Source organism: Aminobacter sp. SR38, assembly GCF_014843375.1.
Lineage (GTDB): Bacteria > Pseudomonadota > Alphaproteobacteria > Rhizobiales > Rhizobiaceae > Aminobacter > Aminobacter ciceronei.
On the sequence record NZ_CP062119.1, the window covers coordinates 12,818 to 26,160 of the forward strand.

A 13,343-nucleotide genomic window follows, 5' to 3' on the forward strand; every position below is an offset into this window, starting at 1 on the left:
GGCTGGCGGTCAGCTAGAGAGCGCTCACGGCAGTCAGCACGACCTGCCCGTCAACCTGTGGCTTGGTCCGCTTACGGCCAATGATGGCCCAGTCTTCCGACCAATCGCGCGCTGGAGTGCCTCGCCCGACACGAACGCCAGCGGCACGAAGATGCCATGACCGCTGGTGCGCTGCTCATCCTGGCGGGCTGCCTTCCATTCGCGCGCGAAGGCCACCACCCGATTGTAGGAGCCCCCGTAACCAAGCACTGTCAGATCGGCATGCAACTGTTCAATCGTCGCTTGTGCTTGCTGCTCTTGCCGGCTTTCACCCGCAGCATCGCCGATAGTTTGTTCGCGTAAGGATCAAGCTTGCTGGGTCAATCGAGAATGGCGAACCGAGGCTCAATCTGCTCCGCACGCAAATATTTGCGAACCGTGTTCCTCGATAGCCCGGTTCACGTCTGTGCCGGTTGCTCAACCCGCGCCCGACGGCGTAACAGAAACAGCCGAGGCTCTAATCGCCACTGGATGAAAGTTCAGTGGCAGGTCACCGACAAATTTGATACGACAGTTCATCCGCACTGCCATGTCGAGATAATGCGTCGCGGCCACGACGGATTTGCCGCCTTAAAGCGTGCTCTGACTGTCGCGGCCCTGGCTCCGGTAGCCAACACTATTTCCGTGGGAGGCATCCTCTTGACGACGGCTTATAGCGACCGGTTGCCTTCAATCCGATGCGCCGCCCCCGGGCACCATTGGCCGCAATTGCTCTATAAGTACCTTTGCCCCCCGAGAGAGCTTGTGGTCACGACGATACATGACGCCAAACGGCACGGTATGGCTTGTCATGCTTGGTAGAACGCGAGTCATTTCCTTTGTGTCTTCCCATCTTCTCGCAAAATGGTCAGGGAGGTAGCCAATGTACTTTCCACTGAGAATTAACATCGCTGCGGCCTCCATTGAATGCACAATTGCAGCTGTCCTCAAGTTGTCAATGTAACTTGGCTGCTGGGACTCTCTCAGATAGCCCCTAGATACAAAATCAAAGGTTGCCCCCGCGCGAACAAGCCTCTCTTGTTGAGTTTCCGGCTCAGATAATTCATGGTGTTTTGCACAATAAAGCGTAATCTTTTCGCGAAAAATCTCTTGGCAAACGACAGCCTTTGATACGATAGACGTTGGGCCAATCGCTAGATCTATGTCTCCCTCAGCTAGGCTGCTTTTCAATTTGTTCGGAGGCATAATATCCATCCGGATTAAAACGTTACGTTCTTTCAACGACAGAGATTGAATCGCTTTCTGTATTGTGAATTGACGTTCTGAAATTAGCCCGTCGATGATACCCAAACACAATTCCTTGCCGACATGGGTTTTGGTGCACCAGGCCTTGTTTTGGAATTGATCTATTGATTGGAAAAGTTCCTCCACTGAAGCGTAGAGCTCTGTTCCGCCAGGCGTGAGCTTAAAGCCTGATCTTCCGCGATTGCAGATCTTGAATCCCACCCTCTTCTCGAGGTTCGCCATGTGCGTACTGATGTTGGAGAGGCTCATGTCGAGAGCCGACTGGGAGGCGGAGAGCCCCCCACACTCCACCACCGTCTTGAAGACCGTCAAAAGGCGAAGATCGAAGTCGGACACGGCCCTCATGTGCATTACCCCCCGAAACGCTGTTTTCGGCCGGCCGGCGGCATCGAAACTTAAAGCGGCCCGGGATGCTCACTTCGGTTTGGCCAGAAGTCAACTTGAGGAGATAGGCATTTGTCCGCTTGGGTCAGCCTGACATCAATTCCGGGTCGACCGAATATTCCAGAAAGGTAATGCAATGGCGGACCGCCGATTTACGCCTGTGACCGGAACACAAATGCCCCGATATGCGGGGGCAGCGACATTGATGCGGCTCCCGCTAATTCTTCCCGGTTCATCCGATTGGGACGACATCCAGATTGGGTTGTTTGGAATCCCGTGGGACGGCGGGACGACCAATCGACCAGGAGCGAGGCAGGGACCGCGGCAGGTGCGAGACGCGTCAACTATGGTTCGCAACGTCAATCGCGCGACTGGTGTGAATCCTTTCGCTCTCTGCCGTTGCGCCGATATGGGCGATACGCCTGTTAATCCTGCTGATCTCGCAGATTCGATGCTGCGAATTGAGCGTTTCGTCGACGACGTCTGCTTCTCGGGCATCGTTCCCCTTTTTGTCGGGGGTGATCATCTGAGCACGCTTCCGGTCATGCGCGCGATCAGTAAGCACGTAGGTCCCTTGGGAATGGTCCACATCGACGCCCATACGGACACATGGGATTCGTATTTCGACGGCCAGAAATACACGCACGGGACCCCGTTTCGCCGGGCAATCGAGGAGGGGATTCTCGACCCGAACCGCACTGTGCAAATCGGAATCCGTGGCGCTCTTTATGCTGACGGGGACGATTGCTGGGGACGCGATCAGGGCATCCGCGTGATCGACTTCGACGAATACAAGAGATTAGGAGTCGAACAGGTACTGCGCGAAACCCGCGCTCGCGTGGGCTCGCAAGCGACCTATGTCAGTTTCGACATTGACGTGCTTGACCCAGCCTACGCACCCGGGACTGGAACGCCGGAAATCGGCGGTATGACGACTTACGAGGCCCAGTGCCTCGTCCGTGGCCTTGAAGGCATTACCTGCGTCGGCGCCGACGTTGTCGAGGTTTCACCGCCATTCGATACCATCGGCAACACAGCTCTCGCGGCGGCCACGCTGATGTTTGAGATCCTCTGCGTGGCCGCTAGCACTGTCTCAAAAGCCAACAGCTAAACCGACCCGATCACACCGAAAAAGATAAACATTTGAGGAGGAACTGATGAATTTCGCCAGAAATCTAGCGGCAGTCGGTGCAATGGCCTTGTCCACGTTGTCGTTTGCGGGTCCAGCGTCAGCCGAGCAGAAAATCGTTGATGTGGCATATCAATTGACCACTAGCCCCTGGATCGCCCGTCTGGCGGACGGGGCCTTCGAGACAGAGACCGGGTACACGATCAACTGGCACCAGTTCAACACGGGCGCCGAAATCATAAGCGCCATGGCGTCGGGTTCCATCGACCTAAGTGTGCTTGGCTCGAGCCCGTTGGCGGTTGCGTCTACCGCAGGGCTGGACATCAAACTGTTCTGGGTGCTGGAGGATATAGCCAGCGCCGAAGCGCTTTATGTCCGAAACGACAGCGGCATCAGTTCGCCACAGGATCTGGTCGGCAAGCGGCTGGCAGTCCCTTTTGCGAGCACGAGCCACTACCAACTCATGTACGCGCTGAAGAAATGGGGCGTCGATGAGCAGGTCACCGTGCTGAACCTGGATCCGAACAAGGCGGCAGCTGCATGGGAACGCAAAGACATTGACGGTGCCTTCATTTGGGGCGCGGCGATGGCGCGTCTTAAACGGAATGGCACCCCCCTCGTTACGGCCGGCCAAATCTGTGAGATGGGGCGCTGCACATTCGAAGGGATGGCCGTCAGTACTGAATTTGCCCGGGATAACGCTGAATTCATGCAGCAGTTTACGAGCGTAATCGACCACGCCAACCGCGATTACAGAAACAATCCTGCCGCGTGGGCGATCGACTCTGCCAACATCAAGCTTATTTCAGATCTCTTTGGCGCCGATGCCAGCACCGTTACAGAAGACCTATCACAATACAAATATCCGTCGCTGAAGGAGCAGGCTTCCTGTGCTTGGCTGGGCTGTGGCGCCGAAGGCGGCGCAGCCAAGACGCTGAGGCTGACTGCCGAATTTCTAAAGTCTCAAGGCAGGATCGACAAGGTTCTCGACGACTATTCCGGCTTCGTTGCGGATGACTACCTAGCGGCTTCTCGGTAGCCTCGCGCGCCAAGCACTTCACCGCAGGAACCTAAGACATTCGAGCCCTAGCTCGAATGTCTCAATGAAGGCTCTTGCTGCCGCCCCGCGCGGCCCAAGCAGCCGAATCAGCTCCGACCTCAGTAAAGGTGCACGCGTTTGTTCAGTTACGAAGTGTTGCCGTTCTAGATTTCGTCGAAGGACATAAAAGCCACTCGATCACGCCCGCCATGCTTAGCTTCGTACAGGTTTCGGTCAGCAATTTTGAACATTTCCGCGAAACCGGGAAGAGGCGAAAAGGCTGCGCCGCCCGCGCTCACAGTCAACACGTGTTCGTTTCCGTCTGGGCGAAAAGACATTGCTTTGATCTTGGCACGAATCCTCTCAGCGACTGCGTACTCCAGAAATAGTGTTTGCACCGTGACCACAAAAACTAAATTCCTCGATGAGCTGCCTTGATTTGAATCAATGGCGTGAGCGTCCAAACCGGCTTGATACTCAGCATTTTCGCGGGAATGGCCGCCCCTGGCGCGCGGTGCAACATTATGCCGGCTGTTGGCACTTCGCGACATGTTGCACCGCGACACGATTCCGGTCGCTCACGGGCATAGCGGACTCTAGCGCCGTCAGCCCGGCAGATTTATGGGTTCACGGCCTAGTGTTCCGAAACCGGTCCAGGCAGCCAATTGCCGCCATCCGTGCTTGGACATTCCCTTCACGTCGACCATTGCGCCTCTGCCTCCCAGCTAAGGCGACGCGATGACCCAAAGGGTTGAAAATTGGGATACGGTGGGAAGAAATATTTGCGCTGCTGCAGGTAGGTGACGCGCGGATGCCGTCGCGACTAGGCCGATGGCGCGGTGTTTTTCCAGCGGAATATTCCGTCCACGCGGGCTGTACAGATAGGCCGCTGCGGACAAGGTCCGCCAACGTTGCTCAATGCCGCGAGTCCTGTGTTCCAATGAAACCGAGCATGCATTGCTCGTTCGCGACGTGACGCCGGACCCCGACAAAGAACGACCGTAGCATGTAACCTGTGGCGTCCCAGTTCACGTCCTTGCGCCCGCGCGCAAGCTTGGCCAGCGTCCTGACTACTTCTTCGGCCGCGGCCCGGTCGCCCTCATGCTCTCGACTCATCCTGCACAAGGTTTCGCTCGATGCGTGCGCCTCCGTCAGTCCTGTGAGATACGGAAAGCAGAACCGTTCTTCGATCTCGCATACACGGTCGAGTTCTGGCTTAAGAGATGTCGCAACTGTCCTGCACAGGGCGGGCGTGACATGGCGCGGAAGGGAGTCGGCGATGTCCTCCAGCATGTCGCAGAGCATCAGCAGCCGGGAGTGCCGGCGATTGAGTTCAGCCAGCCATCGGGGGCAGCCCGACTTCAACTTGGACATCTACTGACCCATCAACAATATGGCGAAGACTGCAAGCGTGAACATTATAGCAGCAATCGTGCCAGTCTTTTGAAGAACCCCCATCCGGTACATGAGGCCAGCGAAACCAACGATGATTGGAGTTGCAACGGCTAGACCAATTTGTGCGTCCGACATATCGGCTCCTTTCGACGGATTGTCGCGAGTCCGGCCAGCTCAGGTGCCGGAGTAGGTTGCGAGCATATCCTCCTGCGTGACCGCGTCTTTGCGCGATCACAAAGACATTTGCGCCATGACAAAGAAGCCACCCGCGGTTCAGCATTAGGTCGCTGGATGGAAGCAGCCACACTTGTAACGCACGCCGCTGAGGAAGCGGACGGCAGCGATGATTTTCTCCTTTGGATATTGGTCTGGAGCGAACTTGCCGCCTTCGGCCTCCTGCTCGGCGCTTTCCTTGTCGCGAGTGTCTTGCAAATTGACCAGTTCGCGGCCGCGCGGCTACACCTCAACACGCCGCTCGCCGCCATTAACACCGCCGTGCTGCTTACGAGCGGCTGGCAGGCTGCGCTAGCAACATCGGCCAATGCATCCCCAGGCCGGGCGAGGTGGGCGCTCATAGTCGCCGCTCTCCTTGGATTCTTGTTCGTGGCCATCAAACTCGCCGAATACAGCGGCGAGATCGGCTTTGCCGGAGACGACGCCTATGGCGTGTTCTTCGAACTCTATTTCCTGCTGACGGGATTCCACCTGATGCACGTTGTATTTGGGGCTTTCGTGTTGCTGGTGGTAAGTGTGCGGGCTGCGCCGGCGAACACGCATCTCATCGCAACGCTCTGGCACACTTTCGACCTGATATGGATCGTCATGTTTCCGATCGTGTATCTGGCATGAGCAGCGTGGACCCCAGCAACCCGAGGCGACTGACGTTCGCATGGCTTGCGTTGCTTGCCCTGAGTGGCGCGAGTGCATTTGCAGCACAGCTGTCCTGGCCCGTCATCGGTCTTGTGTTCGTTTTGGGGCTCGCCTTCTTCAAGGTGCGCCTTGTAGCGAGGGATTTCATGGGCCTGCGCGGCAGCAACGCGACGATGCGACGCGCGTTGCTCTGCTGGTGCCTGGTCCTTGGGATTGGTGCTCTGGCGAGGACGGTCGCCGTCTCCGTCGCAGCAGGCTGAAGCAGTCCGCTTTTGTTTGCCAAAACGCAAAGAACGTCTTCCCCAAACTCATAGAAGGGTCGGACCGGACGGCATCCGGAGACGGCTGGCCCGCCGGGATGAAACCGTTCGAACCATACCGCGCCCGCGGAATTCTGACTGGGAAAGGAACGCGTGATGGCAGAACGCCTCACAAAAACGGGGGCTCGAAACGTCTTCTACGGCGGCTCGATCTTCTTCTTCGCAATCTTCGTCGGGTTAACGGCTCACAGCCATTACTACATCCGCACGACCTCGACCGACGAGAAGACGCTGACGGACTCCGTGGCGCGCGGCAAGCACATCTGGGAAAAGAACTCCTGCATCAACTGCCACACGATTCTGGGCGAGGGCGCCTATTTCGCGCCGGAGCTGGGCAATGTGTGGAAGCGCTATGGCGGCGAGAGCGACCCCGACGGCGCGCGCGACACGCTAAAGGCCTGGATGGCGGCGCAGCCCTCGGGGATCGAGGGCCGCCGCCAGATGCCGCAGTTCCACCTCAGCGACGAGGAGCTGAACGATCTTGCCGACTTTCTCGAATGGACCAGCCGCATCAAGACCCAGAAGTGGCCCCCGAACGAGGCAGGCTGAGGCGCCAAGGAGAGAGATATGAAATACCAAACGCAAAAGGTCGCGATGACCTATTTCTACGGAGCGCTAGTCCTGTTTTTGGCTCAGGTCGCCTTCGGCGTCCTCGCCGGCACCATCTATGTGCTGCCAAACACGCTTTCCGAGCTTCTGCCGTTCAACATCATCAGGATGATTCACACCAACGCACTCGTGGTCTGGCTTTTGATGGGCTTCATGGGCGCGACCTACTATCTGCTGCCCGAGGAAACCGAGACCGAGCTCTTCAGCCCGAAGCTGGCGATCATCCAGTTCTGGATGTTCTTCGTTGCGGCGGGCATCGCGGTCGTCGGCTACCTGTTCCGCATTCACGAGGGCCGCGAGTTTCTCGAGCAGCCTTTCGTAATCAAGGTCGGCATCGTTGTCGTGGTGCTGATGTTCCTGTTCAACATCACCATGACAGCGCTGAAAGGCCGCAAGACCACGATCACCAACATCCTGCTGTTCGGCCTTTGGGCGCTGGCGATCTTCTTCCTGTTTTCGTTCTACAACCCCTCCAACCTCGCGCTCGACAAGATGTATTGGTGGTACGTCATCCATCTCTGGGTCGAGGGCGTGTGGGAACTGATCATGGCGTCGGTGCTGGCGTTCCTGATGATCAAGCTCAACGGCGTGGACCGCGAGGTCGTGGAGAAATGGCTCTACATCATCGTCGGCCTGGCGCTGTTCTCCGGCATCCTTGGCACTGGCCACCACTACTACTGGATTGGCGCGCCAGGTTACTGGCAGTGGATCGGCTCGCTGTTTTCGACGCTTGAGGTCGCGCCCTTCTTTTCAATGGTTGCGTTCACCGTTCATATGACCTGGAAGGCGGGCCGCAACCATCCCAACAAGGCGGCATTGCTGTGGTCTATCGGCTGTTCGGTGATGGCATTCTTCGGCGCCGGCGTCTGGGGCTTCCTGCACACGCTGTCGTCGGTGAACTACTACACCCATGGCACGCAGGTGACTGCCGCGCATGGACACCTCGCCTTCTTCGGCGCCTATGTGATGCTCAATCTCGCCATGATGGCCTATGCCATCCCCGAGATTAAGGGACGCGCGCCTTACAACCAGTGGCTCTCGATCGTCAGCTTCTGGATGATGGTCACGGCCATGTCGGTGATGACCTTCGCGCTGACCTTCGCGGGTGTCGTCCAGGTGCATCTCCAGCGCGTGCTGGGCGAGAGCTTCATGGACGTGCAGGACCAGCTCGCGCTGTTCTACTGGGTACGCCTCGGTTCCGGTGTAGTCGTGGTCGTCTCGGCGCTGATGTTCATGTGGGCCGTGCTCGTGCCCGGCCGCCTGCGCAGCGAGAAGCCGGCCCGCATCCTGCAGCCAGCCGAATGACTTTCCGTTCATGGCCCCGGAGCATTCCGGGGCCATGCGCCCCATGCCTGCCTTCACCGGAGTTCTCCCATGACAATCGCATTACCAATCCGTCCCGCCGCCGACGCGCCCGCCTACTACAGCCCCTCGGCCAATGAATGCGGCTTGTTCGAACGCGCCTGGGCACGGCGCTTGCCGCTACTGCTCAAGGGGCCAACTGGCTGCGGGAAGACTCGTTTCGTCAGCCACATGGCGGCGAAGCTTGGGCTGCCACTCTCGACCGTATCCTGCCACGACGACCTGGCCGCGGCCGACCTCACCGGGCGCTACCTGTTGATGGGCGGCGATACCGTCTGGGTAGACGGGCCGCTCACCCGCGCAGTGCGCGAGGGCGGCATCTGCTATCTCGATGAGATCGTCGAGGCACGCAAGGATGTCGCCGTGGTGCTGCATCCCCTGACCGACGATCGCCGCATCCTGCCGCTGGAACGCACGGGTGAGCAATTGGTGGCTCCGGCGAGTTTCATGCTCGTCGTGTCCTACAATCCCGGATACCAGAACCTCCTGAAAAGCCTGAAGCCGAGCACTCGTCAGCGTTTTGTCGCCATCGAGTTCGATTTCCTGCCCAAGTCTGAAGAAATCGCCGTGGTGTCGGCCGAAAGCGGCCTCGCTGACACCCAGGTGGCGCCGCTTGTCGAATTGGCCCGGCGCATTCGCGCGCTGAAAGGACATGACCTCGAGGAGGGCGCGTCGACCCGTCTGCTTGTCTATTGCGCCAGCCTGATCGACGCCGGCGTGCCAGTGCGCGAGGCAGTGCTTGCCGCGATGATCGAGCCGCTGACCGACGAGCCTGACGTCAAGACGGCCCTGACCGAACTGGCCGATTCCCTGATCCGCTGAGGCGCATGTCATGCTGGATTTACTTGAGCTGGAGGAAACGGTCGGCCGCGCCTGGCACCGCCTGATCGGCCACGTCCAGACCTGGCCGCGCCACCCGGAACATGCGGTGAAGCTGGCTGCAGTGCAGCCTGTGCTGGCGATCTGCTTTCGTGGTTTCGGCGGCGAAGGGGCGGTCCAGGTCGCTGCAGTTCGCGGCAAGACTTCTGGCCACCGCCTCGGTTGGTGGCAGCGCATGGGGCTCGGCGAGGAAAAGCTCGCCCAGCCAGCGCGCGACCGCTCGTCCCTTATGCTGCCTGCATCGATCGACCTGTTTCCGGACAGGGCACTCAACCGCGACGTCTATATCTGGCTGGCTGCCTATATGGCGGTGATGCCGCTGGACTCCATCGTGGAAACGGACCCCTTGCTGCGCGACCTTGCAGTGCTTCGGCGTGCGGAAGAGACGACGGCCAGAGTGGTGGCAGCTCTTCCGGGACTTGGACGGCGCTATAGCCGACTTGCGGCGGCAACGCTTGCTGCCCGCCAGCGCGGTCCGCTTCCCGCGGTTGAAGCGCAGGTCGAAGGGCGCGTGACGGGCCTGCTGAGACATCAGGCAGGACTGCTCGACGATACGCTGCCCGTGATCTTTCCACACCGTGCCCCGGCGGGTTACTTGCCGATGCTGCCCATACCATTATGGCCCGACGCCTTGCTGCGCGCCGAGACCGCGCCGCGCCGTAGCGAAGACGAACCCGTCGCTGGCGGCCGCGAGGCTGATGGCGCCGAAACCGAACGAAAGGTCGCCGTCCGCGAAAACGCGGATGCACGGACCGACGAGCGCAGCCCTTTCATCCTCAATCGCTTCGAGAAGATCCTTGCGATGGCCGAGATGGTCAATATTGACCGTCCGTCCGACGACAGCGACGACGACGCCAAGGCGGCCGAAGACCTTGACGACATGACGTTTGGCGAGCGGAAGGGCCGTCCGGCATCGCGCTTTCGCTTCGACCTCGATTTGCCGCCGGAAGCGCTGGACCGGACGCCGCTGACGGCGGAACGGACCTATCCGGAATGGGATTTCCGCTCGGGCACCTACCTACCCGACCATTGCCGGGTGCTGGCAGCACCTGCTTCGGCGCTAGGTAGCACAGCCGAGCCGGACATCGAAACGAGACGCCTCATTCGACGCGTGCGTCGCCAGTTTGAAGTGCTGCGGCCGCGCCGCGAGGTGCTGCGCGCCCAGCTCGACGGTGCCGACCTCGACCTCGATGCGGTAGTGCGCGCCCGCACTGACCTGGCCGCCGGCGGGCAGGGCAGCGACCGCATCCACCTGATGAGCCGGCCGCAAGTGCATGACCTTGCCGTTACCATTCTTGTCGATGTGTCGCTCTCGACAGATGCCTGGTTCGACAACCGCCGGGTGCTCGACGTCGAGAAGGAAGCCTTGTTGATCCTGGCCAACGGGCTCGCCGCCTGTGGCGACAGTCACTCGATCCTGACCTTCACGTCGCGCCGCCGAGACTGGGTCCGGATCGAGGCGGTGAAGGGTTTCGACGAGCCGATGGGAGCGACGGTCGAGGCCCGCATCGCGGCCTTGAAGCCGGGCTATTACACACGCATCGGCGCGGCAATCAGGCACGCGAGCGCCGAACTCGGCAAGCAGCCCAACCGGAAGAAGCTGCTTCTGGTGCTGACCGATGGCAAGCCCAACGACATCGATCACTATGAGGGGCGGTTCGCACTTGAGGACAGCCGCCGCGCGGTGATGGAGGCGCGACGCATGGGGTTCGGCGTGTTCGGCGTGACCGTAGACCGCGAGGCAAAATCCTACGTTCCAGCGATGTTCGGCCAGAACGGCTATGCGCTGGTCTCTAACATCGGGCGGCTGCCGGCAGCGCTTCCCGCCATTTATCGCAGCCTTGCAGGCTAGGGGGGACAAGGCCGCGATACTGAAAGGCCCGGCGCTCCCACGCCGGGCCTTTTTGTTGGGTTCTCCAGTTGGATGACAGCGGTCGTCAGCCAACTGGATCGCGATGGCATGCCCCGCGGAGCCAGCTGTCCCGGCACAGTCGCTTGGTCAGAAAGCCTGGGAATTGCGCAGAATCGCCTGCGCCTTGATCCATTTCCGGAGCCGCTTGCGGGCATTGTCATAGGGAGACGAGGCGTTGAACTGGATCATGCGCCCCATGGGCCATTTTTCGTGCCAAGCGCTTCCGTAAAGCCGTTCGTCGCTGCTCTTTTCGACAATGGCAATTATCTCGCGCTTGGCAGAATCCAGACGGTCAAGGAGCTGTCGATATGGAACGTCGTTATAGTCGCGATAGAATCTTTGCGCGAGCTTCCCAAGTTCGTTCCACTTGTAGCCCGTATCGGGGAAATCGATCGGTTGTCCTGCCGCGTCTTTGGCTAGCCATTTGAGCACAAGCTCGTTCCAGCCGACTAGATACGCAACGAGGTTGGTCACGCTCATTTGCGAACGTGTCACGTGACCGTCGAGTGATCGCTGGTCAACCGAGTCTTCCGGAATCTCTCTTAAATCACGGATCAAGATGCGATAATTGGTCTCAATGGCCTTGAGAAGCTCATCCTTGTTCTGCGGTACTGGCATCTCTCTCGGCTCTGTCCGTTCTGATCGGTAGCAGCTTCAGGCTGCCTGGCTGTGCGTCCGCGTCGACTCATCGATGTATGCGTCGAAGGCCGCGGCGACTGCACGGATGACAAAGCGATGTTCCTGGCTGACACGAATCACGCTGCCTGCATAGCGGACCACCGCATCGCCAGCCAGATCCGCCAGCCTCTCGTTGCCGGCAAGCATCGCCGATGTATCGAAACCGTGGGTACGGCCGACCGCTGAAATGTCGACCTCGAAGTCGCACATCAGCCGCTCTATGATGTCGGCTCTCACTTTGTCCTCGTCGGTCAGCCGATAGCCCTTGGCCGTAGCCAACTCCCCGTCAGCAATCCGCTGGGCATACAGTCCTGGCGCCACCTCGTTCTGAACATAGCCGCGCTTCATGCGGCCAATGGCAGAAGCGCCGAAGCCGATGAGGGTCTCGCAATTGTCCGTGGTGTAGCCTTGGAAATTGCGCCTCAGTTGGCCTGACTCCTGCGCCCGCACCAGGCCGTCTCCGGGCAGGGCGAAATGGTCGAGGCCGATTTGCCGATAGCCTGCGGCGACCAGCGTCGCGGCAATCGCTTCGGCCTGTTCGTTGCGCGCGGCCCCGTCCGGCAGGGCATTTTTGTCGATCATGCGCTGATGTTTCTTGAAGGAGGGGATATGCGCGTAGCCGAAAACGGCGAAGCGGTCCGGCACCATTTCAATGGCTGCATTGGCCGTATCGATGCAGGACTGCACCGTTTGATGCGGAAGCCCGTAGATCAGGTCGAAATTGATCCCCTCAACCCCGGCGCGCCGGAGATTGTCAGTGGAGTCCGCCGTTTCCTTCCGGGTCTGGATTCGGTTGATTGCCTTCTGCACCACCGGATCGAAGCTTTGTACGCCGAGACTGGCGCGGGTGACGCCTGCGTGCCCCAGCGTCTGTGCCATTTCGGGCATCAGCCGACGCGGATCGATTTCGACAGCGATCCCGGTCGTATCGGAGAAGGCATAACGCTCCTTCAGGAGCCCGATGAGGGCGAGGAATTCCGCAGGCGAGATGATTGTGGGGGTACCACCGCCGAAATGCACCTCGCCGACTGGCAGTCGATGCGGGATGCGCTCGGAGACCATTCGGATCTCGTCACGCAGCACGGCGAGGTAGTCGAGGATAGGGCGGTCCTGGCGGGTGATCGTCGTGTGACACCCGCAATACCAGCACATCGATCGGCAGAACGGGATGTGCAGGTAGAGCGAGACGGGGTCCTTGCCGGGAAGCTGTTCGAGCCAGTCGCCATAGGAGCCTACGCCGATCGTTGGCGAAAAGCGGGGCGCGGTCGGATAGCTGGTGTAGCGGGGGAGGCGGGCCTCACCGTACTTCTGTAGGATAGACTGGGACATCGAGCACCTCTGTTTTCGATTATCTTAGCCGCCTCGTCGATCTGCCATCGTTGTTCCAACGCAACAACCGTCGTCTGGGAGGGCTGTTTCTTCCGGTTGTTTGCGCTTGGACAATCTGCTGCAGCGCATGCCGCATTAAGTTGCCCGCGCCTG

General features: G+C 59.6%; 13 protein-coding genes and 1 pseudogene. 8 read left to right on the top strand and 6 right to left on the bottom strand.

Features of this window, described 5'->3' with window-relative positions:
- Positions 1-52: 52 nt before the first annotated feature.
- Positions 53-437, bottom strand: a pseudogene (locus IG197_RS36485) (IS21 family transposase); the annotation flags it as partial.
- A gap of 271 nt (positions 438-708) precedes the next feature.
- A complete protein-coding gene (locus tag IG197_RS33385) occupies positions 709-1,620 on the bottom strand; it encodes a LysR family transcriptional regulator (protein ID WP_192321601.1) in 912 nt (303 codons plus the stop codon).
- Between the two features lie 253 nt (positions 1,621-1,873).
- On the opposite strand from IG197_RS33385, the gene speB reads away from it, so the two are divergent.
- Positions 1,874-2,779, top strand: coding sequence for an agmatinase (speB, locus tag IG197_RS33390; RefSeq protein ID WP_371746628.1), 906 nt, complete (start codon positions 1,874-1,876; stop codon positions 2,777-2,779).
- Positions 2,780-2,825: 46 nt separating this feature from the next.
- The gene (tauA, locus tag IG197_RS33395; protein WP_192321605.1) at positions 2,826-3,836 is read left to right on the top strand and encodes a taurine ABC transporter substrate-binding protein; all 1,011 of its coding nucleotides are present in this window, start codon (positions 2,826-2,828) and stop codon (positions 3,834-3,836) included.
- Positions 3,837-4,000: 164 nt separating this feature from the next.
- Here tauA and IG197_RS33400 read toward each other — a convergent pair whose 3' ends face one another.
- Together IG197_RS33400 and IG197_RS33405 are read right to left on the bottom strand one after the other, a co-directional pair.
- Positions 4,001-4,387, bottom strand: a complete 387-nt coding sequence (locus IG197_RS33400) for a diguanylate cyclase domain-containing protein (RefSeq protein ID WP_192321613.1) — start codon at positions 4,385-4,387, stop codon at positions 4,001-4,003.
- A gap of 364 nt (positions 4,388-4,751) precedes the next feature.
- Positions 4,752-5,210 (bottom strand): hemerythrin domain-containing protein, encoded by a 459-nt coding sequence (locus IG197_RS33405; RefSeq protein WP_192321615.1) that lies wholly within the window; start codon positions 5,208-5,210, stop codon positions 4,752-4,754.
- A 312-nt stretch (positions 5,211-5,522) separates the two neighbouring features.
- Between IG197_RS33405 and IG197_RS33410 the strand changes: the two genes are divergently transcribed.
- From IG197_RS33410 to IG197_RS33435, 6 genes are all read left to right on the top strand, one after another.
- Positions 5,523-6,080 (top strand): cytochrome c oxidase subunit 3, encoded by a 558-nt coding sequence (locus IG197_RS33410; RefSeq protein ID WP_192321617.1) that lies wholly within the window; start codon positions 5,523-5,525, stop codon positions 6,078-6,080.
- Positions 6,077-6,361, top strand: coding sequence for a cytochrome C oxidase subunit IV family protein (locus IG197_RS33415; RefSeq protein ID WP_192321619.1), 285 nt, complete (start codon positions 6,077-6,079; stop codon positions 6,359-6,361). The genes IG197_RS33410 and IG197_RS33415 overlap by 4 nt, the downstream gene beginning before the upstream one ends.
- 156 nt (positions 6,362-6,517) lie before the next feature.
- Positions 6,518-6,970: a cytochrome c gene (locus IG197_RS33420; protein WP_192321621.1), complete on the top strand. Its 453-nt coding sequence runs from the start codon at positions 6,518-6,520 to the stop codon at positions 6,968-6,970.
- A gap of 18 nt (positions 6,971-6,988) precedes the next feature.
- Positions 6,989-8,335, top strand: coding sequence for a cbb3-type cytochrome c oxidase subunit I (locus IG197_RS33425; RefSeq protein ID WP_184767454.1), 1,347 nt, complete (start codon positions 6,989-6,991; stop codon positions 8,333-8,335).
- A 69-nt stretch (positions 8,336-8,404) separates the two neighbouring features.
- Positions 8,405-9,214, top strand: a complete 810-nt coding sequence (locus IG197_RS33430) for a CbbQ/NirQ/NorQ/GpvN family protein (RefSeq protein WP_192321623.1) — start codon at positions 8,405-8,407, stop codon at positions 9,212-9,214.
- A 10-nt stretch (positions 9,215-9,224) separates the two neighbouring features.
- Positions 9,225-11,123: a nitric oxide reductase activation protein NorD gene (locus IG197_RS33435; RefSeq protein WP_192321624.1), complete on the top strand. Its 1,899-nt coding sequence runs from the start codon at positions 9,225-9,227 to the stop codon at positions 11,121-11,123.
- A 147-nt stretch (positions 11,124-11,270) separates the two neighbouring features.
- Here IG197_RS33435 and IG197_RS33440 read toward each other — a convergent pair whose 3' ends face one another.
- Together IG197_RS33440 and hemN are read right to left on the bottom strand one after the other, a co-directional pair.
- The gene (locus tag IG197_RS33440; RefSeq protein WP_192321626.1) at positions 11,271-11,801 is read right to left on the bottom strand and encodes a ClbS/DfsB family four-helix bundle protein; all 531 of its coding nucleotides are present in this window, start codon (positions 11,799-11,801) and stop codon (positions 11,271-11,273) included.
- A gap of 36 nt (positions 11,802-11,837) precedes the next feature.
- Positions 11,838-13,190 (bottom strand): oxygen-independent coproporphyrinogen III oxidase, encoded by a 1,353-nt coding sequence (gene hemN / locus IG197_RS33445; RefSeq protein ID WP_192321628.1) that lies wholly within the window; start codon positions 13,188-13,190, stop codon positions 11,838-11,840.
- Between the last annotated feature and the right edge of the window lie 153 nt (positions 13,191-13,343).

Bases quoted from the DNA above. Each gene is read 5' to 3' on its own strand.
- IG197_RS33430 (WP_192321623.1), top strand. From the start codon at position 8,405: ATGACAATCGCATTACCAATCCGTCCCGCCGCCGACGCGCCCGCCTAC.
- IG197_RS33420 (WP_192321621.1), top strand. From the start codon at position 6,518: ATGGCAGAACGCCTCACAAAAACGGGGGCTCGAAACGTCTTCTACGGC.
- IG197_RS33440 (WP_192321626.1), bottom strand. From the start codon at position 11,801: ATGCCAGTACCGCAGAACAAGGATGAGCTTCTCAAGGCCATTGAGACC.
- IG197_RS33405 (WP_192321615.1), bottom strand. From the start codon at position 5,210: ATGTCCAAGTTGAAGTCGGGCTGCCCCCGATGGCTGGCTGAACTCAAT.
- IG197_RS33410 (WP_192321617.1), top strand. From the start codon at position 5,523: ATGGAAGCAGCCACACTTGTAACGCACGCCGCTGAGGAAGCGGACGGC.
- tauA (WP_192321605.1), top strand. From the start codon at position 2,826: ATGAATTTCGCCAGAAATCTAGCGGCAGTCGGTGCAATGGCCTTGTCC.
- hemN (WP_192321628.1), bottom strand. From the start codon at position 13,190: ATGTCCCAGTCTATCCTACAGAAGTACGGTGAGGCCCGCCTCCCCCGC.
- speB (WP_371746628.1), top strand. From the start codon at position 1,874: ATGCGGCTCCCGCTAATTCTTCCCGGTTCATCCGATTGGGACGACATC.
- IG197_RS33435 (WP_192321624.1), top strand. From the start codon at position 9,225: ATGCTGGATTTACTTGAGCTGGAGGAAACGGTCGGCCGCGCCTGGCAC.
- IG197_RS33425 (WP_184767454.1), top strand. From the start codon at position 6,989: ATGAAATACCAAACGCAAAAGGTCGCGATGACCTATTTCTACGGAGCG.
- IG197_RS33415 (WP_192321619.1), top strand. From the start codon at position 6,077: ATGAGCAGCGTGGACCCCAGCAACCCGAGGCGACTGACGTTCGCATGG.
- IG197_RS33400 (WP_192321613.1), bottom strand. From the start codon at position 4,387: ATGTCGCGAAGTGCCAACAGCCGGCATAATGTTGCACCGCGCGCCAGG.